At 41.8% G+C, this 23,379-nt stretch carries 21 protein-coding genes and 2 tRNA genes; all 23 read right to left on the bottom strand.

Translation table 11 applies throughout. The annotated features are described in order from the left end of the window. The 23 genes from cysK to DER53_RS04930 all read right to left on the bottom strand — a co-directional run bounded on the left by cysK (position 1) and on the right by DER53_RS04930 (position 23,334). Positions 1–927: a cysteine synthase A gene (gene cysK / locus DER53_RS05040; protein ID WP_012748844.1), complete on the bottom strand. Its 927-nt coding sequence runs from the start codon at positions 925–927 to the stop codon at positions 1–3. A gap of 77 nt (positions 928–1,004) precedes the next feature. After that, positions 1,005–1,892 (bottom strand): Hsp33 family molecular chaperone HslO, encoded by an 888-nt coding sequence (hslO, locus tag DER53_RS05035; RefSeq protein WP_012748843.1) that lies wholly within the window; start codon positions 1,890–1,892, stop codon positions 1,005–1,007. 14 nt (positions 1,893–1,906) lie between these two features. Next, entirely contained in the window at positions 1,907–2,683 is a 777-nt protein-coding gene (locus DER53_RS05030; RefSeq protein ID WP_012748842.1) for a type III pantothenate kinase, read from the bottom strand. 97 nt (positions 2,684–2,780) lie between these two features. Then, complete coding sequence (gene ftsH / locus DER53_RS05025) at positions 2,781–4,688, bottom strand: ATP-dependent zinc metalloprotease FtsH (RefSeq protein ID WP_062677404.1); 1,908 nt, start codon at positions 4,686–4,688, stop codon at positions 2,781–2,783. A 94-nt stretch (positions 4,689–4,782) separates the two neighbouring features. Further along, the gene (hpt, locus tag DER53_RS05020) at positions 4,783–5,328 is read right to left on the bottom strand and encodes a hypoxanthine phosphoribosyltransferase (RefSeq protein ID WP_012748840.1); all 546 of its coding nucleotides are present in this window, start codon (positions 5,326–5,328) and stop codon (positions 4,783–4,785) included. A 21-nt stretch (positions 5,329–5,349) separates the two neighbouring features. Beyond that, positions 5,350–6,738: a tRNA lysidine(34) synthetase TilS gene (gene tilS / locus DER53_RS05015; protein ID WP_062756166.1), complete on the bottom strand. Its 1,389-nt coding sequence runs from the start codon at positions 6,736–6,738 to the stop codon at positions 5,350–5,352. A 123-nt stretch (positions 6,739–6,861) separates the two neighbouring features. Beyond that, positions 6,862–7,839, bottom strand: a complete 978-nt coding sequence (locus DER53_RS05010; RefSeq protein WP_012748838.1) for a protein kinase domain-containing protein — start codon at positions 7,837–7,839, stop codon at positions 6,862–6,864. Then, positions 7,808–8,542: a VWA domain-containing protein gene (locus DER53_RS05005; protein WP_012748837.1), complete on the bottom strand. Its 735-nt coding sequence runs from the start codon at positions 8,540–8,542 to the stop codon at positions 7,808–7,810. The genes DER53_RS05010 and DER53_RS05005 overlap by 32 nt, the downstream gene beginning before the upstream one ends. A gap of 63 nt (positions 8,543–8,605) precedes the next feature. Beyond that, positions 8,606–11,086, bottom strand: a complete 2,481-nt coding sequence (spoIIE, locus tag DER53_RS05000) for a stage II sporulation protein E (RefSeq protein ID WP_062756168.1) — start codon at positions 11,084–11,086, stop codon at positions 8,606–8,608. 408 nt (positions 11,087–11,494) lie between these two features. After that, positions 11,495–11,566: transfer RNA gene (locus DER53_RS04995), tRNA-Glu, on the bottom strand. Positions 11,567–11,571: 5 nt separating this feature from the next. After that, a tRNA-Met gene (locus tag DER53_RS04990) sits at positions 11,572–11,648 on the bottom strand. Between the two features lie 233 nt (positions 11,649–11,881). Continuing rightward, positions 11,882–12,280 carry a S1 domain-containing RNA-binding protein gene (locus tag DER53_RS04985; RefSeq protein ID WP_012748835.1) on the bottom strand — a complete coding sequence of 133 codons (399 nt, stop codon included), beginning with the start codon at positions 12,278–12,280 and terminating at the stop codon, positions 11,882–11,884. A gap of 118 nt (positions 12,281–12,398) precedes the next feature. Further along, positions 12,399–12,770: an FtsB family cell division protein gene (locus DER53_RS04980; protein ID WP_062756170.1), complete on the bottom strand. Its 372-nt coding sequence runs from the start codon at positions 12,768–12,770 to the stop codon at positions 12,399–12,401. Positions 12,771–12,789: 19 nt separating this feature from the next. Next, positions 12,790–13,398, bottom strand: a complete 609-nt coding sequence (gene yabQ / locus DER53_RS04975) for a spore cortex biosynthesis protein YabQ (RefSeq protein ID WP_012748833.1) — start codon at positions 13,396–13,398, stop codon at positions 12,790–12,792. Then, positions 13,395–13,700, bottom strand: coding sequence for a sporulation protein YabP (gene yabP / locus DER53_RS04970; RefSeq protein ID WP_003247459.1), 306 nt, complete (start codon positions 13,698–13,700; stop codon positions 13,395–13,397). The genes yabQ and yabP overlap by 4 nt, the downstream gene beginning before the upstream one ends. A gap of 128 nt (positions 13,701–13,828) precedes the next feature. After that, a complete protein-coding gene (locus DER53_RS04965) occupies positions 13,829–14,101 on the bottom strand; it encodes an RNA-binding S4 domain-containing protein (protein WP_062756172.1) in 273 nt (90 codons plus the stop codon). Between the two features lie 15 nt (positions 14,102–14,116). Further along, complete coding sequence (gene yabN, locus DER53_RS04960; RefSeq protein WP_062756174.1) at positions 14,117–15,580, bottom strand: bifunctional methyltransferase/pyrophosphohydrolase YabN; 1,464 nt, start codon at positions 15,578–15,580, stop codon at positions 14,117–14,119. Next, a complete protein-coding gene (locus DER53_RS04955) occupies positions 15,577–17,169 on the bottom strand; it encodes a putative polysaccharide biosynthesis protein (protein ID WP_062756176.1) in 1,593 nt (530 codons plus the stop codon). The genes yabN and DER53_RS04955 overlap by 4 nt, the downstream gene beginning before the upstream one ends. Before the next feature lie 162 nt (positions 17,170–17,331). Continuing rightward, entirely contained in the window at positions 17,332–17,868 is a 537-nt protein-coding gene (gene spoVT, locus DER53_RS04950) for a stage V sporulation protein T (RefSeq protein WP_012748829.1), read from the bottom strand. A gap of 187 nt (positions 17,869–18,055) precedes the next feature. Continuing rightward, positions 18,056–21,589, bottom strand: a complete 3,534-nt coding sequence (gene mfd, locus DER53_RS04945; protein WP_062756178.1) for a transcription-repair coupling factor — start codon at positions 21,587–21,589, stop codon at positions 18,056–18,058. A gap of 191 nt (positions 21,590–21,780) precedes the next feature. After that, entirely contained in the window at positions 21,781–22,011 is a 231-nt protein-coding gene (gene fin, locus DER53_RS04940; RefSeq protein WP_012748827.1) for an anti-sigma-F factor Fin, read from the bottom strand. 64 nt (positions 22,012–22,075) lie between these two features. Next, positions 22,076–22,636, bottom strand: a complete 561-nt coding sequence (gene pth / locus DER53_RS04935) for an aminoacyl-tRNA hydrolase (RefSeq protein WP_012748826.1) — start codon at positions 22,634–22,636, stop codon at positions 22,076–22,078. 65 nt (positions 22,637–22,701) lie between these two features. Next, entirely contained in the window at positions 22,702–23,334 is a 633-nt protein-coding gene (locus DER53_RS04930) for a 50S ribosomal protein L25/general stress protein Ctc (protein ID WP_012748825.1), read from the bottom strand. Positions 23,335–23,379: the final 45 nt, after the last annotated feature.

Genomic DNA, 23,379 nt, shown 5'->3' with positions numbered 1-23,379 from the left:
TTACTCCTCAAATTGATAAAGCGGTGTACTTAAGTAACGTTCTCCGTTACTTGGAATAATTGCCAGCACTTTTTTTCCTTTTCCAAGCTCTTTGGCGACCTTCAATGCAGCATGAATAGCGGCACCAGAAGAAATTCCGCCAAGTATTCCTTCTTCGCGAGCAGCGCGGCGAGCAGCGGCGAACGCTTCTTCTGTTGTAACGGTAATGACTCCATCATAAATGCTTGTATCTAAAATGTCCGGCACAAATCCGGCGCCGATTCCTTGAATTTTATGAGGACCTGGTTTTCCGCCCGATAATACTGGTGAATCAGCAGGTTCTACGGCATAAATTTTAATGTTTGGATATGTTTCGCGAAGCACTTGTCCTGCCCCTGTAATCGTTCCGCCAGTACCGACGCCGGCAATAAACGCATCTAATTGGTCGCCCATTTGCTCAACAATTTCTTTTCCAGTCGTTAACCGATGGATTTCTGGGTTTGCCTCATTCTTAAATTGTTGTGGCATAAAATAGCCATGCTCTCTTACTAGCTCTTCCGCCTTCGCAATCGCGCCGCGCATTCCTTCGCTTCCTGGTGTTAGCACTAATTCAGCGCCATATGCGCGCAACAAATTGCGACGTTCTAAACTCATCGTATCTGGCATGACTAAAACCGCTTTATACCCTTTTGCCGCGGCAACCATCGCCAATCCAATTCCGGTGTTTCCGCTTGTCGGCTCTACAATCGTGTCACCAGGTTTTAATTTTCCGGCTTTTTCCGCCGCTTCGATCATCGCTAAGGCAATACGGTCTTTGACGCTGCTGCCAGGGTTCATAAATTCCAGTTTTAAATATACATCGGCGCTATCTTCATCAACAATGCGGTTTAATTTCACTGCAGGCGTATCGCCAATAAGCTCTGTAATGGAGTTTACTGTTCTTGCCATCTTTCCACCCCTAATCCCGATTAATTTTATCGAATTTGTTTAAAATGTATCAGTTATTGATGGAATTGTCAATCATTTTAATTTTTTGCTTCTGCAAGTTGTTTTAATTGTTCGAGCTCTTCTTTTGTAAAATGATACGTTTCATTACAAAAATGACATGATGCTTCGGCATACCCTTCTTTTTCCATAATGTCTTGAATTTCTTGTGGACCTAAACTAATAATCGCATCGGCAATTCTCTCCCGCGAACAGCGACATACAAACGAAACAGGAAGTGTTTCAAGTACTTTGACATTTCCCTTTCCAAGCAGTTCCTCTAAAATTTCTTCCGGTGTTAGCCCGCTTTCAACCATTTTCGAAACTGGAGGAATCGTTTGTAAACGCTGTTCGATTTGTTCAATCGTCTTCTCTTCCGTTCCCGGCATCAGCTGGATGATAAAGCCTCCTGCCGCCAATATCGTGTTGTCTGGATTCACAAGTACACCAACCCCGACAGAAGACGGAACTTGTTCCGAAGAAGCAAAATAGTACGTGAAATCTTCACCAAGTTCCCCGGAAATAATCGGCACTTGTCCTGTAAAGAAATCACGCAATCCTAAGTCTTTTACAACCGTTAACATGCCATTTTTGCCTACTGCTTTTGCCACGTCTAATTTCCCATGTTCGTTTAAATCAAAGTGAACGTGTGGATTTGTGACGTATCCACGCACCTCTCCCTTGGCGTTGCTGTCGACCAAAATGGTGCCGATTGGACCGCCGCCATCAATTTTAATCGTTAATTTATCGTCTCCTTTTAACATGGCTCCCATCATGACCCCCGCCGTAATAGCCCGGCCAAGCGCTGCGGAAGCAGTCGGCCATGTTTGATGGCGGCGCTGTGCCTCGCTAACGGTATCTGTTGTTCGTGCGGCATACGCTCTTACTTGTCCATCATAAGCTAAGGCTTTCACTAAGTAGTCTGACATACACACTCAACCTTTCATTGTTTTTTATCAACGTTTTTCTCGTATAAAATTTTTAATCCTGTCAGCGTCAAAAACGGATCAACAATATCAATCACACTAGATTCGCTGGCAATTAAGGACGCTAACCCTCCTGTTGCAATCACTTTTGGAGGAACAGAGCTTTTTGCTTTCATCCGCGAAACAATGCCCTCCACTTGCCCCACGTATCCATATAAAATTCCAGCTTGCATCGCACTAACAGTATTTTTCCCAATAATGTCATCCGGACGGGCAATTTCGATACGAGGCAATTTCGCAGCTCGCGCGAAAAGCGCTTCCGTGGAAATCATAATCCCTGGAGCAATAGCGCCCCCCATATATTGTTTATGTTCATTAATATAACAATACGTCGTCGCCGTACCAAAGTCGACAATAATGAGAGGGCTGCCATACAAGTGAATGCCGGCAACCGCGTTCACAATTCGGTCTGCCCCTACTTCTCGCGGATTATCGTATTTAATATTCAGTCCTGTTTTAATCCCTGGACCGACGATAATCGGCTTAATATGGAAGTATTTTAAGCACATTCGCTCAAGCGCAAACATAATCGGCGGCACCACGGAAGAGATAATAATACCATCAATGTCGGAAAACTGAAGCCCGACATGGTTCAATAACGCCTTGATCGTCATGGCGTATTCATCTTCCGTTTTGCCCCGGCTCGTTTCGATGCGCCAATGATGCTTTAATTCATCGCCATCATATACCCCTAACACCGTATTGGTATTGCCAACGTCTAACACAAAAATCATCGTTTCATCACCACTTCTCATAAATTGTTACTTTCTACATCATATCATATCTTGTTTTTACTCGGATAAAAAAAGATGTCCCTTAAAAAGAGACATCTTACTCATCTTTCTTTTGAATATTTATTTTGACGTCATTGTTATCCTCATTATTTTTATTGTCATTGCCATTATTTGCATCACGGTTTGGCAATGTTCCATGTTCAAATAAATGTTTAATTTGTTCTGCATCTAACGTTTCTACTTCTAGCAATGTAGTAGCGATTAACTCCAGTTTATCACGATGTTGTGTTAAAATGTTTTTCGCCTTCTCATAACATTCTTTAATAATCCGTTGAATTTCTAAATCAATTTCATATGCAATTTTATCGCTGTAGTTTTGCTCATTGTGCAAGTCACGCCCTAAAAACACTTGCCCGCTCGGCTGCCCAAATTGCAATGGACCAAGCTTCTCACTCATTCCAAACTCGGTGACCATGCGGCGAGCAATGTTCGTCGCACGTTGGAAGTCATTATGCGCCCCTGTGCTCACTTCGTTAAACACAATTTCTTCCGCAACGCGCCCGCCTAATAAACCGGTAATTTTATCTAACAAGTCTTGCTTTGTCATAAAATAGCGGTCTTCTTTCGGAAGCATAACCGCGTAACCACCGGCTTGGCCACGTGGAACGATCGTCACTTTATGCACCATTTCCGCATTATCAAGCACCATACCAATGACGGTATGACCCGCTTCATGGTATGCAACAATGCGTCGCTCTTTTTCTGAGATGACGCGGCTTTTCTTTGCCGGTCCGGCGATGACACGGTCTGTCGCCTCATCGATGTCGCTCATATCAATTTTCTTTTTATTCCGTCGCGCCGCAACAAGGGCCGCCTCGTTCAACAAGTTTTCTAAATCAGCACCAGAGAAGCCTGGTGTACGCATTGCAATCGCTTTTAAATCAACGGATTCATCAAGCGGCTTATTGCGAGCGTGTACGCGCAATACCGCTTCACGCCCTTTTACGTCCGGACGGTCTACCGTAATTTGCCGGTCAAAACGACCTGGACGTAACAATGCTGGGTCTAAAATATCCGGGCGGTTTGTCGCTGCGATGATAATAATTCCTTCGTTTCCATTGAATCCATCCATCTCGACAAGCAATTGGTTGAGCGTTTGTTCACGCTCATCATGTCCGCCGCCAAGACCTGCTCCGCGTTGACGGCCAACCGCATCAATTTCGTCAATAAAAATGATACATGGCGCGTTCTTTTTCGCGGTTTCGAACAAATCGCGCACACGTGACGCACCGACACCGACGAACATTTCTACGAAGTCGGAACCGCTGATGGAGAAAAACGGTACGCCAGCTTCTCCTGCAACCGCGCGCGCAAGCAACGTTTTCCCTGTCCCCGGAGGCCCAACAAGAAGAACTCCTTTCGGAATACGGGCGCCAAGCTCCACAAACTTCCGCGGATCTTTTAAAAATTCCACAATTTCCACAAGCTCTTGTTTTTCTTCATCCGCACCAGCAACATCGCGGAAACGAACTTTTTTCTTGTCGTCCGTATATAAGCGCGCCCGGCTTTTTCCAAAGTTCATTACCCGGCTGCCGCCGCCTTGCGCTTGGTTCAACAAGAAGAAAAACAAGATAAAAATGATGACAAACGGGATGATTGAAGTGAAAAAGGTGACCCATCCGCTCGTTTCATCCGCAGGCATTACTTCCACTCTTGTTCTTTTCGCTGCAGCGTCAATACGGTTCAGCACCGTATCGCTGTTCATGACATAAGTGGAAAAGTATTGATCCTCACTGTACGTTTTGAGCTGTCCCCTTATCTCATACACACCGCGCTCCGGTTTCATGGAAAACGATTTAACATCGCCATTTTCTAAATGTGTAATAAAGGCATCGTATGTCATCGGTTCCGTCCGTTGATTGCTTCCGTTAAAGAAGCTGACTACACCGATCACAACGAGAAAAATCAATAAGTAAAATATGGTATTTCGGAAGATCCGATTCATCTCTTGCCTCCTCCCATATGAAACACACTATACTCAATAGTATCATAGAAAATTGTATAAATACAAACAATTCGCTAGCGGCTGAAAAAGCAAACTACTTATTGTACACTTCCGGTTTCAGCACTCCGATAAAAGGAAGATTACGGTATTTCTCACAATAGTCTAAGCCATAGCCGACAACAAATTCGTCAGGAACGATAAAACCGGCATAATCTGCTTGAATATCCGCCTTGCGTCCGGAAGGTTTATCTAATAAGGTAACAATTTTAATCGAGTTCGCTTTCCGATAACGGAATAAGTCGACTAAATAACTTAATGTTAAACCACTATCAATAATATCCTCGATAATTAAAATGTCACGCCCTTCCACAGAAGTATTTAAATCCTTTAAAATTTTCACTTCGCCGGACGATACCGTTGCGTTTCCATAACTGGACACATCCATAAAATCCATTTCTAAATATGTATCGATATGCTTTAACAAATCTGCCATAAACGGCATGGCCCCTTTTAGTACTCCGACGGCTAACGGAAAACGCCCTTCATATTCTTCTGTCAACAGCTTGCCTAGCTCCTTTACCTTTTCTTGAATTTGCTCCTCCGTAATAAGTATTTTTTGGATATCGTCTTTCATCCCCATCTTTCTTTTCCTCCTAGATGTTCATTGCTCTTTATAGTGTAATACAATGTAGCTTGCTTTTGTAACATTTGTTGCTTCAAAATTTGATTTTTTTAACTTCGGAACCCATAAAATATTTCCTTGCGCGTCTTCTACAATTGGCCAGCGATCCCTTTCATATAAAGGAATTTTCGCTTCAATGAAAATTTCCTTAATCTTCTTTGTCCCTTTTGTCCCTTTCAACGTCATCCGGTCACCAGCGCGGCGTGTTCGTACTCGTAACGGAAGACGAACCGCTTCCGGATCAATAATAAATACATCGTTTCCCTTCTGTTCTTTCGGATAGTGTTCCCAAAATTCACTAATGATTACATGATTGTTTGGGAGGGGCAATACAGCTGGAATATCCAGCTCGAATGCATAGCTTATATCTTCTTTTTCCTCTCGAAATGTAAACAAGCAACGGTCATAAGAACGAATGACTTTTAAGCCATGCGGAAAGTCTAATCTTCCTGAAGGATGGTCGCGGTTTAAAAACGTAAATATATTATGGATATGTACAGACGAAAGGGAAGAAGGGATGTCTTTATAAAGATAGTTCAATATTAGTTGAATCCCTCTTCTTTGTAAAGGTTTTGGCATCGCCTGAAATGGTTCAATTTTTAATGCAACCGTATCATGTTGTTTTTCCATTACTTTATTCATCGCATCTTTCGCTAATTCCTCTAAAAATAACTCATCTTCCATTACCATTTCACTATACGATTGGAACCGCTCATGAAGACGCGGATTTTCTTTTTTTAAAAATGGAATAACATGGTGGCGAAACCGATTTCTTGTATAATCATCTTTATCATTACTAGCATCATGACGAGGCGTAATTTGATGTTGTCGACAATACGCATCAATATCTGCACGGCTGATCGCCAAAAACGGGCGAATAATATATCCTCCGTAAAATGGGCGCTTTGCCGGAATACCGGCATAGCCTTTGCTAGTACTGCCGCGCACAAGCCGCATTAAAATCGTTTCAACTTGGTCATCGCCATGATGGCCTAAAGCTAAATAATGCGCTTTATATTTTTTCATCAGTTCACCGAAAAAACGGTAACGGCATTGACGCGCCGCCTCTTGAACACCTAATTTGGACTCGCGCTGGAATGCCGGAACATCCATTTGCACCGCCTCACATATAATACCGCGCGCCGCGCAAAAATGTTTCACAAAATTCATATCTTCCTCTGACTGTTTACCGCGAAACATATGATCTACATGTGCGGCGATCAACGTGATATTCCATTCTTGTCGAATCGACCAAAAAAAATGCAGCAGCGCTAGTGAATCCGGACCTCCCGATACGCCGACAATGACCGTCGAATTCGGAGCGAGCAGCTCATGCTTTTTTATAAACTCGTACACTTCCGCAATCATTTCGGAAAAACCCTCTTTATAATAACGTAATTCTAAAATTCATCGTACCATTATTACAATATTTTCTCAAAAATCTCGCCCAATTATTTTATCAAAAATAAACATCATAGCGATAAAAATTTGTCAAGGAAGTACTTGATGGTATACATATATTGCGTATGCGCATAAAAGTACGGCAACGATCAACGCTGTTTCCAACACTCCCTTTGTTTTGCTGCGTTTTCTTTTTTTATTTCGGCGTGTTTTTTGCATCGTTCTCTGGAAAGTACGCTGGTTGGAATGAGAATGATAAGAACGCTGAAGAGCGGTCAAAAAGTCTTGTTTCATTTCGGAAGCTCTTTTATATTTCCCATCAATCGCTTTCATCAACACCGTCTGATATGTCCGCAACGTATCATCTGCCTGAATGATGGAGATTAGCTGGCGGCGTCCATCTCCTTTCCGCTCAAATTTGATTGGATAACAAGCTTGGATCATGATCATTGCCACAGCAAATAAATCATATGAAGGCTCTGCTTTTCGTGACCCCACTCCCCAATAACCGCGATCGTAAAATTCGGTAAACTCTTTAACAGCTCTTCCTTGCAACGTTGTTCCTCCCACATCAAGAAGACGGACCGTCGGCGGCGGACCTGCAACTAACAAGTTTTCGGGCTTCAAATCGCCAAATACCCATCCTTCTTGGTGAAGCTGGTCAAGGGCAGATAAAAGCTGTAGCAAAAGAACGACTGCCCACTCTTTTCCACGTTTGCGAATAAACGTAAAAAAATTTTCTCCTTTGATATATTCCATCACATAAAAAGGAATCGTTTTATTCATCAAAGGATTTACCCAGTCATCAACATCTAGTAAAGAAGGTCCAAGGGCAACTCCCTGGACCTTGGAAAATCGACGTAATACATTGACCTCTGATGCGATCGCCGCGCTATTATCGCTTAACTTTAAAGCAACAAGCCCCTTCGTGCTTTCCGCCAAATAAACGACCCCGTTAGCTCCATTTCCAAGCGGTTTTACCAGCTTGTACGAATGGCGGTGCCACTTTCCTGTCACGACCGTCCCTAGCGGAAGATTACATAGATTCTTCAAAGTATGATTCATCATCACGAATCAAACCCCTTAACGACCGCTTTTTCTCAAAATATGTTAATGCTTCGCGCAAGGCCGGTCCTGTCGGTGTCAATCCTCCCGATGTTAATTTTGGAAAAACAGTGGAAAGCTCCTCTATTTTCGGCGTCCAGTCAACAATTTTTTCTACATTTCCTCGTTTCCCCGGAAATACAAACACAGCGAAACGATTATCACCGATACGTGCATTAAGGCTAAGGGACAAATCAAGCAGTGCCTCTTTCACCGTTGGCAATTTCGTTTTCATACTCCCGCTCGTATCTATTAATATTAAAACTTCTAATTCCACTGTTTCTCCAAGTTCATCGACGACTTCCATCACCTCTCCTCGTTTTTCCGGAGGCAAATCTTCAAGCGACACGTCCGATCCTAATATTTGCTTCAATTCTCTATTCACGACACCTTGAAGCGTTTGCGTCATTGCCTTTCTCGTTACCATTTGCACCGTTTGAGACAGCTGTTTAGCATAGACAACTTGGCTGATTCCACCTCCCGATAAAGCGATCCCTTCAATTTCACGCAATCCACTTTCATCAATCGTATCTTGGTCAAGAACACCGATCACATTCACCGTAATCCCTTGTTCTTTTGCTAAAGAAGCCATCGCAATCGGGTCTTCGCCATGATTGGAACAGCCATCTGTAATAAGCAAAATCTGCCGCAACGTTCCTTTGCGCATCTGATCTTCCCCTCCTCAGCTAATGTATTACAAGCATCGCCGGAGGATGGGGATTTTATACCATTATTGCGCTTTTTTTGTATACATATAAGCTGGAATCGTCGCCCATTTTGGCGTGTTATGCTTGATTTTCGCAACGACTACCGTCATGTCGTCTTCAATTCTTCCAGAACGGCTTCGGATCACTTCTTCCATAATTAAGTCTGCCACTTCTTGCGGGTCGTTCGTTTTAAATTCTTTAATTTTCCGCTTCATCCATAAATCGTAATTTTCTACGTGCGGCGGCCCTTCAAACACCCCATCGCTCATCATAATAAGCAAGTCGCCCGCTTTTAATTGTTCACTGACAATCTCAAAGTCCGCTTCTTTAATAATTCCGATTGGCAAGTTGCTTGCCTCAATTTTCATGACTTTATCCCCGCGTTTGACAAAGCTTGGCGTGGAACCGACTTTTAAAAACTTCGTGACAGCGTTTTGCAAATCAATAATGGCTAAATCTAACGTAGAAAACATATCTTCTGTCGTCCGTAATGATAAAATGGAATTAACGGATTTAATGGCAATAGATTCATCAATTCCTGTTTGTAAAATTTCTTGTAAAAGACGCAACGTTTCATTGCTTTCGTTATGTGCACGCTCTCCATTTCCCATTCCATCGCTGATCGCAATCGCATATTTTCCTGTTCCGAGTTCAATCATGGAATAGCTATCACCGGAAACAAGACCGCCGCCTTTTGCCGCAAACGCTACGCCTGTTTCTACGACGAACGCTTTTGTTGAGCCGAATGCTACTCGGCAATAACCGTTCGGGTAAGCGGCGCATTCTTCGCGTTTTACCACAATCGTTTCTCCTAAAATATCGGATAGCATCGGCGCAATTAATTTTTCACATTCGCCGCGGCCTTCACAATATGGAATGCTCATTTCAATATCGATATTTCCTTTTTCTAAGCTATAAATATCAACGTGTCCGATTTCAATCCCGAATTCTTGCAAGGCGTGAAAGATTTGTTCCTCCTGCAAATAATGATTTTCACGCTCCCGCTGAATTTCCTTAGCGAAATCTTCCATCACTTGCGAGACACCCAACAGCTGTTCGGCAACCAACTTTCTGCTTTCATTCATTTGTTTGCGCAGTTTACGATTCGCTTGATAAAACGTCACGTCTTTTTCAATCATGTCGACTACTTTGCTTGCTTTTACGCAATGGTTGTCCCATTCTCGCAATAGTTTATGGTTATGTTCCAAAATTCCCGCATCTGCTTCTAGCATAATTTGCTTCATATATTCATATGTTGTATCAAAGTTGTATGACCAACATTGTTCTTTTTTAAAGCAAGTTTGGCACGTTTTTTCCGTAATATCGCTTAAAAAGTAATCAATTTCCCGTTCGCTATAATCTTCATCAGAAGAAATTAGACTCTTCGTTGAAAAGCTATTGGCCAGCGCTTGAAATACGTGAGAAAATTGGGAAACGCGCTGTGCAGTCACATCGCGAATTTTGCGGACATACTGCTGCTGTTCATTGGCATATTCTGCTGTACCAGGAATGTGTTTTGCGATTTTTTCCGTCAATGAGCGAGACGTAAATGCAAATAGAATAATCGCCAAGAACGACTCCATCACTGTTGGAATAATTTCTGCCTTACCGCTCCCATATAAGCCAATCAGCAAGGTAGCGATGAGCAATCCGAAAGACACGCCGGCTTTCTTTCCTTCTTTTAATAAGCCTCCTAAAAGACCAGCAAACGCTAACAAACTCATTTCGTATAAATTACCGACGTTCGCTAAACTTAAAATAAGCCCTGTTACTACTCCTACTGTAGAGCCAATCGTCGCTCCTGCCACAAACGCAAAAATTAACACAAGATAGCGGGACATTACATGTTCAAGTGAAAGTCCATAGAACGTCCAACCGATCATCCCCGTTAACATCGACGCAATTAAAATAATGAGCGAAATAATTTCTTCGGCTCTTAACGCTTGTTTATATTTGCGAATCATTAACAACGGGATGCTTTGAATAAAAATAAGTGTCAATACAAATGCGAGCCCTGCTTCGACAAACGCCATCATTGCTTCATATAGCGTCCTATTTCCCAACAAATAATAGAAAATGGCTAATTTTGTAGAAAATGATAGACAAAATACAACAAAAGGCACCATTTTTAACGACTCACTAAAAAACTTCCTTATAAATGCATTCACAACCAGGAAACCGAATATTCCGACAAATACAAATAACGTTGCCTCAAACGATAGAGTAAGTGAACCTGCAAGCAATGCAATAAATGCTAGTGCTGCTTTATCGCGGCGCAACATATAAACAGCGGCAAAAAACGGTAAAGCAAATGGAGTTAGCTTGGATAGAATAAGAGCTCGTCCAAGCAGAAAACCGATAATAAGAAGAAGAAACCCCTTATGAATAAATAAATGTCCGACTCGCAATTTCACATGGCGCACCCACCGCGACAACACAGCCTGTGTCTCATGAATAGGCACTTCTGAAATTTGATTCATAAACCTTCTTTCTACTCTTTCCACTCCGATCCCACTCCTTTGTTTTTCTGTTGCTCCTATTATACATTTCCAATAGTCAAAAATTTGTCAAAAAAAGAAAAGCAACCAAAAAAAACCGTTCGACGTATTTCTTGCTAACATGCCATAAGTTCACATTGAACTACCCCTACTTACCGGCTAATGACGGTGGAAGTGGGGATTCTTGTTTCCTTTGGCTGTTGTTGCTCAAAGGTCCCAAGAATCCCCTCCGTTCATTTATGACAGAAGAAGAACGTTCTTCAACTATTAAGATTACTAAAAAACAAAAAATGCCGATTCATCCCCTATCTATGCGCTGCTTAGAGGCGGGGCCTTCTCGGCAAAAAAGATAAATTCCCAAAAAACATAAAAAACGAGGGCGCCTCTCTTTCGAGAAACACCCTCGTTTTTTAGTGACCCGTACGGGATTCGAACCCGTGTTACCGCCGTGAAAGGGCGGTGTCTTAACCACTTGACCAACGGGCCTCATATGGTAGCGGCGGAGGGAATCGAACCCCCGACCTCACGGGTATGAACCGTACGCTCTAGCCAGCTGAGCTACGCCGCCACGCAACAACATTTCTTATAATAATGATAAAACATGTGATTGTCAATAGCTTTTCTACAGGAAATATATTAGAAAAATTTGTTGTGAAACAATATAAAAAATTCCACATACACGAACGGCAAAATACATCTGCCTTCTCGCTAAAAAATAAGAAAAAGCATCCATCACCGTGGATGCTTTTTAGCTGTTATTCACTATTATGATATGAACATCCTTATACATTCAGCAGCAAGTTACCCACGTCTCGCGCCACGACCTCCCCGCTTTGATTCCATATGGCGTCTAAGAGATGCTAGACGATCTTCACTTTCTTTAAGAAAGCGGCTGATTTTTTGTTCAAAGCTTTCTGTTGCGGCTCGATCATTGGCCTTATAGCGTGGACGCTGCGAAGGTTGCGTATCTTTTGCTTTTTTAATGGATAAACCAATTTTTCCATCTTTCTCTACGTTAATGACCTTGACATTAACGATATCTCCAACTTTAAGATGATCGTTAATATCCTTTACGTAATTATCCGCTACCTCACTAATATGAACTAGTCCAGTTACACCTTCTGGCAGCTCCACAAACGCTCCGAATTTCGTAATCCCCGTTACTTTGCCTCGTAACTTGCTGCCTACTTCAATTGACATAAAAAAAGTGCTCCTCCTTAAAAAACTTTCAAAATTATTTCCTTTATTATAACGAATGTAAAAAACAAGTGTCAATAAGATGAGTGCCTGAATTTATCGAACATCACAGGACAAAAGATTATTTTTCGGGGACGACAAAAATAATCTCCCCATCCTTCGATAAATAATATTTTTTTCTTGCTAACTCAGCGATATATTCATCATCATGCAATTTTTTAATTTCCTCTTTCAGGTGTTTTTGCTGTTTCTCGAGCTTGTCTAGCTGCTGCTCAAGCTGCTTTTTATCTGCTAATTTCGCTTCAATGTCCTTTGATTGAGAGTGGAGGGTGTAAAGAAATATCGAAGATAACGCTGCTAATACAACGCTAAAAAACGTAAAACGAACAACGGCGATTCGTCGTCTTCTCGACGCTTTCTCCCTCTTTTCTTCCTGAGCTGATATGTATGAAGATTGTAACTTTGTTACATTTGTTTTATGCGGTACGCTCACTGTTTTCACACCTCCACCCTTACTTTCGCCGTTTTATGAAACTATCTTTCATATTCTTCACTTGGCGAATAATTCCTGCTAAATAGCTGAAAATTTTTTCTAGCGGCTGTTTCCAATGTTTTGGAATTCCTCTCCAAATCATAAAGCCAATCCAGCGAACCGGAGCAAATAATATCTTTACACATTGATACAAAATATGAAGGAAAGAGGAAAACAATTTCCATACAAAAAACGAAAGTGCCAATAATATTTGAAAAAGCAATTGAATCGGGCGAACGATGGAATAATAGCACAACTGAACAAAAAAGCGGTATAACCGCACCGCAAACCAAATCGTCCATTCAAGCACTTTTAAATATATCATACGAAACAAACTTTGATAAGCAGCATATCCACATAAAATCGCTAGAAAAATATAAAAGCGCAGCTCGCCTTCATTGACGAGCAGTAAAACGTAAAAAATAATCAAACCTTGAACAATCCAAAATAAAATATCATTAATAAAAACGATCCAATGGGCGCGGTCCTGTCGTTTTAAAAAGCGGTTATACGTATCGAGCGCGGCGCCAAGCCAGCTGCCCATTCCGATCATCGCCAGCATTGTCGCCAGCTGCGTCGTTAAACTCATTTGAACAACTTGCTAAAGAATCCTTTAGCCTTCTCCTGATGGTCATCTAAATAAACAAGGTCAAAAATTCTCCCTTTAATCGAAACGACCCCTTTATCCACGTCTAAGTTTTTCATTTGCAAATTTTGTCCGCGAATCGATAAAAACCCCATCACCGTTTCAAGCAAAAATTCCTCATTATCAAAACTTTCCACTTGCTTGACTCCCGTAATATCAAGGAGTCTTCTCCCCCGCATAATGACGTCATGCTCTTGGACAGGACCTTTATTCGTATTGCCTCCAAAATCATAATGTTGGCTCATGTTCATCCCCCGCATTCATATTGAAATCGAGTCAAATGAGAGTCTATTTCCTATCCGTGTTTGTACCATATGTATGAATGCAGGGGAAATTTTAGAACAAGCCTATCCGTATAAATTGAAGCTATTCATTACTCTTTCGTCGTGGCATCGATCTGTTCTTCTCGAATCACTTCATACAAACTAGCCGCTTCCTCTTTTTTTGTCGTTTCCTTCAAATCAGTCACTTTCACCGTTAGCTTCTTCTGTCCAAATTGAATCGTTAGTTCATCGCCAACTTTCACTGTAGAGCTTGCTTTTGCAACGGCGCCGTTAATCGTAATACGCCCTTGATCCGCTACTTCTTTCGCTAACGTGCGGCGTTTAATAAGACGGGAAACTTTTAAAAATTTATCTAAACGCATATACGTCTCTCCCCTTTACCATCCTTTTTCTTTTGCCTCTTCCCAAAAACGGTCTAACTCTGCAAGCGACAACGACGTAAGCGCTACGCCGTGCTTTTGCGCCTGCTCTTCTATATAGGAAAAGCGCTGATAAAATTTTTTGTTTGTTGAGTGCAACGCTTCCTCTGGGTTGATGTCGTAATAACGGGCAATATTGATAAGCGCAAATAAAATATCGCCAAATTCGCTAATGAGACGAGAACGGGTATTTCGTTCCGCCAACGTCTCTCGCTTAAATTCGGCAATTTCTTCTTCTACTTTTTCCCACATCGGTTTGACATCATCCCAATCGAACCCTACTTTTGCTGCCTTTTTTTGGAATTCATACGCTTTTAAAATATTTGGCAAGCTTTTCGGAACGTCATCAAGCAAGGAATTAGAGCGGTCTTTCTTTTCTTTTTCTTTAATTCGTTGCCAATTTTCTACAACCTGTTCTGCATTTTCAACGATAATGTCACCAAATACATGTGGATGGCGACGGATCATTTTTTCTGTAATCCCGCGAATGACGTCATCAATGGAAAACATTCCTTCATCTTCACCAATTTGCGCATGAAGCATGACTTGCAAGAGCACATCGCCAAGTTCCTCAATCATATGTTCATCATCATTTTCATCGATCGCTTCAAACAGTTCATATGTTTCTTCAAGCAAATATCGTTTGAGCGATTCATGTGTTTGCTTGCGATCCCACGGGCAGCCGTTCGGCCCTCTTAATGTCGCAATGACGCGCCGCAACGTTTCAAAACGGTGATAAAGCAATTTCTCCTCGCGAACAGGCGGGACATATACGCTCGTTAAATTGTTCAATGTCGTAGAGCGGTCCAGCTCGTATAATGGAATTTTGGTTACTTTCTCTTCCTTGCTTCCCGCCGCTGTCACGATATAGACAGGATAATCATCAGGAAGCTGCTCCATTAATGTCAATTTCACCTCAGAGGCAATAAACGAATCATATACTTGGCAAAAAATCGTATGCTTTGTTAATTGCCATTCATCTCCTTGAAACGATGTGGCGTCAATGAGCTGAAACCCTTCGATCGGATCAATTTTTAACGTTGTAAACAAAGCATCTAAAAAGCTTTGACCTCCCTCGATGACGACGCGGCATTCCTTTCGCCGCTCCGCTTCTAATAAAAGCTGCACGGTCTTTTCTGCCACAAGCGGATGGCCAGGAACGGCATAAAATATATCACGTTCTTTTACTTGTTCCAATAAAATGGCTGTTATTTCCTCATATACGTCTTCAAATTGTTCATGTTTTTCGTAAATGGAGTCAAAGGATGTAAACGAAACTCCCTCGTCCTCTAACGCAGCGACCACCGGATGTTCCTTTGTGCGGAAAAAAAGCGGAGAAGCCGTCTTTAACTTTCGATATACACCTAACGGTAGCTGCTCAATATCACCAGCGCCTAAACCGAAAATATAAATCGTATTCATCGTCCATCACCTGTTTCTAATAATAAACGTAGTTTGTTTCCAAATGGGAAAAATGATAATTCTTGTTGTGAGAATACATTTCCTTTTATGACCATTATAATATACGTAGCGCCTCCAAGCAGCACTCCGACTAGCGCTTCACCAGTTGCGAACAAGCGGCTGTCGATCCACCTTTCCGCAAGCATTGTGTACAACTGCAAAACAACGACCATCGCTATCGCTGATTTCATAACAGGATATAAATACGTTTTCTTTGGAAAGCGAATATGTAACTTTCGTTGCAACATGACATATAAAAAGCATGCCATTGCGGCATAAGACAACGTCGTAGCAGCAGCCGCACCGGTTGTTCCAAATAAAGGTATTAATAGCCAATTGCATGCAGTTTTTCCTGCTACCGCTACACATACTCCCGCTACTGCAATCCATTCATACCCCATTCCTTGCAATAACGCCGAAAGCGTAAGCGCTAATGTCGTAAAGAAAATCGAGGCAGCCAAAATTGCCAGCGGAAGTGAACCAAGATCATTTTCAAATAACATCACGTTCACAGGACGTATCAGACACATCAATCCTAATGCAGCTCCTAATCCGATGACAGTGGCGATGCGTAATGACAAATCCGTCTTTTCATAAATAAATGGTTCGTCATTGCGTTTTCTCGCTCCGGAAATGAGCGGAACAAGCGTCAGCGAAAAGGAAGTCGCAACCACGGTGCCAAGCTGGATCAAAGGTTGCCCACGATCGTAAATTCCCTTCCATATTTTCGCTTGTTCGAGACTTTCCTTGCCACGTTCAACAAGCAATGATAATAGGGAAAAAGAGTCCACCAGTTGAATGAGCGTTAATAACATGTTTGTAACACAAATAATAAACCCTTCGATGAACAAATAAGAAACAATGCGCTTTGTATCCGCGCTTTTCACTGCTATATGTATTTTCCCTCTATTTTTTCTCCTCATCCAATACGCTGTCAATAAAAGAAGTGCGGTCAATCCCCCGGCGAATGCACCAAACATTGCGGCTGCTCCAGCTTCATATGCGTTGCGTCCGCTTTTGATAAACCAATACGACAAGAAAATAATCGTTGTTACACGTACAAACTGTTCTCCAACTTGAGAAACAGCGGTTGGAATCATATTGTGATTACCTTGAAAATAACCGCGCAACAAAGCGATAAACGGAAATAGTAAAAACGAAAAAGAAAGGAGGCGAACAAGCGGAGCAAGTTCCCCATCTCCCATCCATATCGCGATTTGTTTCGCTCCTATATAGAGAATAGAAAAAATAAGCAAGCCGAGCGAACATAAAAACAAAAGCGAAACTTGCAAAACAGAAATAACACCTTTTTCGTCATGTTCTGCTGCACGCTCTGCCACTAACTTTGAAATGACAATAGGATAGCCATATAACGCTAACGACATGACAATGCCGTAAATCGGATAAACTTGTTGATAAATATAAAAACCGACATCACCAACAATATTTTGATACGGAATGCGATAAAAAGCGCTCAATATCTTCGTCACAAAGGCGGCAATGGTTAAGACGGCCGCCCCCCTCCATATTCTCTCTTCCGGCGATCTCATCGCGTTTCTCCTTCCGCATGTTGGATTCTCCCCACAAGTCTTATCGATGGTTTCTAGTAATTGCAGTATTCCACACGTCAAACTTATAACGTTTGCTATTATAACGCAAAAGAAAAAGGCAGCATAGCAGGCTGCCTTTTTATTCATGTTTTTTATTGTCTACTATTGCTCCATTTGTCGAGCCAAGAAGCTAGCAGCTGTTTCGACTGCTTTATGTTCTACTTCACCAAGCACTTTATCTTTTGATAAAATGACAACGGCGCCAATCGGATCTCCGTTTGCTACAATCGGTCCAATTGTATACGATTTTAACATTTCAGAAACTCCGTCAACGAGTTCGGTCTCTCCTTCTTCTGTGTGAAGGACAGAATTTCGTTCTTCCATCGCTTTTTCCACTAATGGACCGACATTTTTGTTCAAATATTCTTTTTTCGAAACACCCGCTACTGCAATAAAAACATCTCGGTCGCAAATCAACACAGGCTGTCCTAAACTGTCAAACAACGCCTCTGCATATTCTTTTGCAAAATCACCTAATTCACTAATTGGCGAATATTTTTTTAAAATAACTTCTCCGTCACGGTCAACAAATATTTCAAGCGGGTCCCCTTCTCGGATACGCAACGTTCTTCGAATTTCTTTCGGAATGACAACCCTTCCTAAATCATCAATTCGGCGAACAATACCAGTTGCTTTCATCTACAGATGCCCTCACTTTCACCTAGGATTTGAAGAATACACGGATGAATCCTTGTTATGGAGAATTCACCATTGCTGTGATTAGTATCCTTCATAATCCCAGTTATATACGTGATGAAAGTGATTTTTTCAATTTTAGATAAAATTACCCATCATTCATTATCGACCATCTTTTAGAAGCATAAACTTATGCAATAATCGATTTTTCACCTTTTACGCCCGAAAGCTCTTTTAACGTTTCATATAAAATCATTAACCATTCTTGTGGCTTCAATTCTTTAATGTATAAAACAATTTTTAATTTGGAACCTTCCATTCCAAAACCGAATAAGCGACCGTATTGCCCGCCGATTTTCGATAAACGCTGAATTTCCACATCTTTTGATGCGTTCTCATCAAATAAAATTTCAATTTGCTGTTTCTGTTGTTTAATCGATTCTACTCCTATTTGTTTCGCATATACTTTAATTTCCGCAATTTGGAATAAATAAGCGACTTCATCCGGATACTCACCAAAGCGGTCAAGCATTTCATCCCGCAATGCTTCCACGTCTTCCATCGTTTCCACCGCTTTAAAACGCTTGTACATATCAATTTTTTGTAACCCGTCAGAAATATACGTATCTGGAATATAAGCGTCGACTTCTAAATCAATCGTTACTTCAGGTTTTGCTTCTTCCTGTTTGATTCCTTTTCGTTTTTCGATTGCTTCTTTTAACATTTGTGAATATAAATCAAAGCCGACAGAATCAATGAATCCATGTTGTTCCGCGCCTAATATATTCCCAGCGCCGCGAATCGATAAGTCACGCATCGCAATTTTAAACCCTGAGCCAAGCTCGGTAAATTCTTTGATTGCTTGTAAACGTTTCTCAGCATCCTCATTGAGCACTTTATCTTTCCGATACGTAAAATACGCATAAGCAACGCGATTAGAACGTCCGACGCGACCGCGCAGCTGATACAATTGCGATAATCCCATGCGATCTGCATCATAGACAATTAATGTGTTCACATTTGGAATGTCAACACCTGTCTCAATAATCGTCGTTGTGACAAGCACGTCATACTGGCCTTCTAAAAACGCCAACATCGTGGACTCCAACTCATTTTCTGTCATTCGCCCGTGCGCATAAGTAACACGCGCTTCCGGTACGAGCTGTGAAATTTCTTCCGCTTTGGCATCAATATCTTCAATACGATTGTATAAGAAAAAGACTTGGCCATCTCTTGCCAGCTCTCGTTCAATAGCCTCTCGTATAAGTTCAGGGGTATATTCCATCACATACGTTTGCACCGGGAAACGATTTTCTGGCGGCGTTTCAATAATGGACAGGTCACGCACTCCGATCATGGACATATGCAACGTTCTTGGAATTGGTGTTGCCGTTAATGTCAACACATCGATATTTGCCTTTAGCTGCTTGATTTTTTCCTTATGCGTGACGCCAAACCGCTGCTCTTCGTCAATAATGAGAAGCCCTAAATCTTTAAACTGCACATCTTTCGATAATAGGCGGTGCGTGCCGATGACCATATCAATCGTTCCGTCTTTCAGCCCTTTGATCGTTTCCGCCTGCTGTTTTCTCGTCCGGAATCGATTTAAAAGTCCAACGTTAATCGGAAATCCTTGAAACCGCTCCCGAACTGTTTCGTAATGCTGCTGTGCTAAAATCGTCGTCGGTACAAGAAACGCGACTTGTTTCCCGTCCATAATCGCTTTAAACGCTGCCCGCAGCGCAACTTCCGTCTTTCCGTAGCCAACGTCGCCGCAAAGAAGACGGTCCATCGGCTTGTCGCTCTCCATGTCGCGTTTAATTTCCTCAATCGAACGCAGCTGATCTTCTGTCTCCTGATACGGAAACGCCGCTTCAAATTCCCGCTGCATTTCTGTATCCGGGGAAAACGCGTATCCTTTGCTTGCTTCGCGTTCCGCATATAACTTAATTAAATCTTCAGCAATATCTTGGACGGACGACTCGACTTTCTTTTTGACTTTTTTCCATTCGGACCCGCCTAACTTATAAATTTTCGGCTCTTTTCCTTCTGAACCAACGTATTTTTGTACTTGATCAATTTGATCCACAGGCACATATAACGTATCGCTGCCCTGATATTGAATATGGATATAATCTTTATGGACACCGTTAATCTCTAATGTTTCGATTCCCAAATATTTACCGATACCGTGGTTGACATGAACCACGTAATCGCCCACTTGCAGCTCCGAATAACTTTTAATCCGCTCCGCATTCGATAATTTTTGGCGGCGAATTGGTCTTTTCGCCCGCTTTTTAAACAATTCTTCTTCTGTAATCACAGCCAGCTTTTGCATCGGCAGCTCAAATCCTGTATTTAAATCTCCCTCGAGCATTTGATATTTGCCGTGCATCAGCATTGCTTCATCGCTTAGCGGGGCGACATCGATTTCGTAATCTTCAAACACCGATTGCAGTTTTTTCATCCGTTCCGCATTCGGTGCTAAAAATACAACAGCATAATTTGCTTTTTTCCATCTCTCTAGCTCAGACTTAAGTAAAGACATTTGTCCGTGGAAGTTTTGCATTTGCTTGCAGGAAATATTGACAATGTTTTCTGGATGTGTATGCGGGACATGACGTAGAAAAATGGATAAATAAATCCGCTGTTTTGGATGTTTTTGTAATAATTCAGAAAAAGAGTGAGAAATTGGAACATCATGGATGATTTTTCCCTCGCTAAGTAAGCTTGTATACCATTCTGCTTCTTCTTTATCTAAACTTTCTGCCATCTCTTGTAATCTGCTCATTTCATCCATCAACAATATTCCATTTTCCGGCATGTAATCTAGCAAACTAGCAGGCTCGTTATAAAAGAGCGCCGTATATTTATATTGTTGTTCAATTTCCTGCCCTTGTTTTAACTGCTCAAGCTCTGACGACACATGTTCTAGCAATAATTGTTTGGCTTTCTCATCTTTTAATTTGTTGAGGCTTTCCGCTAATCCTGCTTCAATTCGTTCGATTCCCCGCTCCAGCATCTCCCCGTAAACAATCATTTCATCAGCAGGTCCAATGGTTACTTGTTGGACTTCATCGCGGGAACGCTGATCATCCGCGGTAAACGTACGAATCGATTCGATTTCTGTATCAAATAGCTCAATCCGATATGGAAATTCTGCCGTTAATGGATAAATATCAATAATACCGCCGCGAACGCTAAACTCCCCAGGGGTTGACACAGTTGCAACACGCTTGTATCCCATTTGTACGAACCGTTGCTTATAATGTTCAACATCTATATGATGATGAACCTCCAATGTCAACATATGATCTCTCCATAATGACACAGGAGGAAGTAGACGTCGTAATCCGGCAACAGGACAAATGACAACACCTTTGTTATGTTTCAGCCAATAATTCATCACTTCTAAGCGCTGAGCCTTTAATTCTGGACTGGCTATCGCCATTTCTGCGGCAATTACTTCGTTTACTGGATAAAGAAATACCTCTTCCGCCCCAAGCAGTTGAACAAGGTCATCATATATTTTTTGTGCTTGAAACAAATTGTGTGCAATCACTAAGAGCGGCCTTTCTGTTTCTCTATATAACGATGAAATGAAAACAGACCGGGCAGAGCCGGATAACCCGACAACAAGCTGTTCTTTCAACCTAGCTTTCACGCCTTCGATAATGGAACGGACATCTTGATTCTCAACAAAATAGCGATGCAACGAAAGCACCCCTATTCTCCCTCCTCTCAACAAAATAAAAACGTAAACCGTTTTTTTATTTCCCGCTATTATATCTATTATATCCGTCTATTTTGCGCGCAAATGCGGACATTTTCAATAAAGTGATCGTAAATAGACAAAGTTTTTCTAGTGTAGGAAAGATAAAAAAATACAAAAATGCTTTGGTTGCCCAAAGCTTGTTAATGTATAAATTTCTCATATTGATGTAGTTCCGGATTTCTCGTCAGCGCCTCTTGACAATCCTCACAAATCGTTTTTACGTGAATATCACCATTCGGTTGATACGAAATCATCTCCAATCGTTCTTCCTCTGTCAAATGGTGAAATCCTAATTGTTCGCTATATATGGAGACTCTATCAATCGTCCCTATTTTTGTTCCGCAATGCCGGCAATAATAATGTAATGCCATTGCAACAAACCTCCTAATGGGCGTATTCCATATCTTCATTTTGCACCAATTAGGAGGAAAATATTCATGCGTTAAATTCATTCATCACTTGCAGAAATGGCGTCACCACTGCTTTTTCACACGCATCCGCCGCGCGTAAAATCGCCTCCATTACCGCGTCGCTTTCTTCTTTAGTAAAGCGGCCCAACACATAATCGGTTATCTTTTGCCCATTTGCCGGGCGCCCAATCCCGATGCGAACTCGTTTAAATTCTTGCGTGCCTAGGTGATGAATTAATGATTTAATGCCGTTATGTCCACCGGAGCTTCCTTTCATGCGAAGGCGAATTTTCCCAGGGGGAAGGTCAAGGTCGTCGTATATGACAATGACATCATCGACATCAATATGATAGTAATCCATTAACGGCCGAACACATTCCCCTGATAAATTCATATATGTCAGCGGCTTACATAATGCCACTTTTTCTCCGAAAATGACGGTGGAGGCCATCATTCCATGAAATTTTGTTGTTTGAAAGGAAATATTCCAGCGCTTGGCAAGCTCATCAATTACCATAAATCCAGCGTTATGCCTCGTTTGTTCATATTCCTTTCCTGGATTTCCAAGCCCGACAAATAGCTTCAATACTCGGTCTCCTTTCTTTGCGAAGATACTACAAAAGACGTAACCGAAAACGGTTACGTCCGAATTTATGACTCTGGAGTCGTTTCTCTTCCCTCTTCTGCATCAGGGTGACCAGGTTCTTGCTGTTCACCGCTATGAATTTCTTCCTCCTGTTGTGGCGGCAAGATCGTCGCAATCACTTCAGAAGGATCATCGATAATTTCGTATTTTCCGCCCGTGTTAATATCTCCCACCGTAACCGTATCGCCTATTTGAAGGTGCGAAATGTCAATATCAATCGACGGTGGAATATTCGCCGGCAATACGCGGATCGTTAATTGATGCAGATTTTGTTGCAATACGCCGCCGTCTTTTTCTCCGGCAGCTTCGCCGATTAAGCGCACATCAACATCAATATCTACTTCTGTCGACATGTCTACTGCTTGAAAATCAGCGTGAAGAATATTGCCGCGCAGCGGATCTCTTTGGATCTCGCGCAACAGGACGGAATAATCTTTTTCGCCTATTTTCAGCGTCATTAAGCTATGGCGCCCACCTTCGCGGATCGTTTTTTCAAGTGCTGCGCCACTAACAAAAATCATTTGATTGTCAATATTTTTCCCATATAATATTCCAGGAATATTTCCTTGTAAACGAATGCGTCGAAGTGTGGAATGTTTTTTATCTGGGCGTTCTTTTGCTTCTAGTACTACAGCCATGTTTCCTCACCTTCCTGAATTAGAATTTTAGAATCAATTAGAACC

This window comes from Parageobacillus toebii NBRC 107807 (genome assembly GCF_003688615.2).
Classification (GTDB): Bacteria; Bacillota; Bacilli; order Bacillales; family Anoxybacillaceae; genus Parageobacillus_B; species Parageobacillus_B toebii.
The sequence above is the reverse complement of the archived record's forward strand: the minus strand, read 5'-3'. Positions and strand labels throughout refer to the sequence as shown.

What these genes read in the sequence shown, in the direction of transcription:
- cysK (WP_012748844.1), bottom strand. Translation starts at nt 927, where the DNA reads ATGGCAAGAACAGTAAACTCCATTACAGAGCTTATTGGCGATACGCCT.
- hslO (WP_012748843.1), bottom strand. Translation starts at nt 1,892, where the DNA reads ATGTCAGACTACTTAGTGAAAGCCTTAGCTTATGATGGACAAGTAAGA.
- DER53_RS05030 (WP_012748842.1), bottom strand. Translation starts at nt 2,683, where the DNA reads ATGATTTTTGTGTTAGACGTTGGCAATACCAATACGGTGTTAGGGGTA.
- ftsH (WP_062677404.1), bottom strand. Translation starts at nt 4,688, where the DNA reads ATGAATCGGATCTTCCGAAATACCATATTTTACTTATTGATTTTTCTC.
- hpt (WP_012748840.1), bottom strand. Translation starts at nt 5,328, where the DNA reads ATGGGGATGAAAGACGATATCCAAAAAATACTTATTACGGAGGAGCAA.
- tilS (WP_062756166.1), bottom strand. Translation starts at nt 6,738, where the DNA reads ATGATTGCGGAAGTGTACGAGTTTATAAAAAAGCATGAGCTGCTCGCT.
- DER53_RS05010 (WP_012748838.1), bottom strand. Translation starts at nt 7,839, where the DNA reads ATGATGAATCATACTTTGAAGAATCTATGTAATCTTCCGCTAGGGACG.
- DER53_RS05005 (WP_012748837.1), bottom strand. Translation starts at nt 8,542, where the DNA reads ATGCGCAAAGGAACGTTGCGGCAGATTTTGCTTATTACAGATGGCTGT.
- DER53_RS04985 (WP_012748835.1), bottom strand. Translation starts at nt 12,280, where the DNA reads ATGTCAATTGAAGTAGGCAGCAAGTTACGAGGCAAAGTAACGGGGATT.
- yabQ (WP_012748833.1), bottom strand. Translation starts at nt 13,398, where the DNA reads ATGAGTTTAACGACGCAGCTGGCGACAATGCTGGCGATGATCGGAATG.
- yabP (WP_003247459.1), bottom strand. Translation starts at nt 13,700, where the DNA reads ATGAGCCAACATTATGATTTTGGAGGCAATACGAATAAAGGTCCTGTC.
- DER53_RS04965 (WP_062756172.1), bottom strand. Translation starts at nt 14,101, where the DNA reads ATGCGTTTAGATAAATTTTTAAAAGTTTCCCGTCTTATTAAACGCCGC.
- yabN (WP_062756174.1), bottom strand. Translation starts at nt 15,580, where the DNA reads ATGAATACGATTTATATTTTCGGTTTAGGCGCTGGTGATATTGAGCAG.
- DER53_RS04955 (WP_062756176.1), bottom strand. Translation starts at nt 17,169, where the DNA reads ATGAGATCGCCGGAAGAGAGAATATGGAGGGGGGCGGCCGTCTTAACC.
- spoVT (WP_012748829.1), bottom strand. Translation starts at nt 17,868, where the DNA reads ATGAAAGCAACTGGTATTGTTCGCCGAATTGATGATTTAGGAAGGGTT.
- fin (WP_012748827.1), bottom strand. Translation starts at nt 22,011, where the DNA reads ATGGCATTACATTATTATTGCCGGCATTGCGGAACAAAAATAGGGACG.
- DER53_RS04930 (WP_012748825.1), bottom strand. Translation starts at nt 23,334, where the DNA reads ATGGCTGTAGTACTAGAAGCAAAAGAACGCCCAGATAAAAAACATTCC.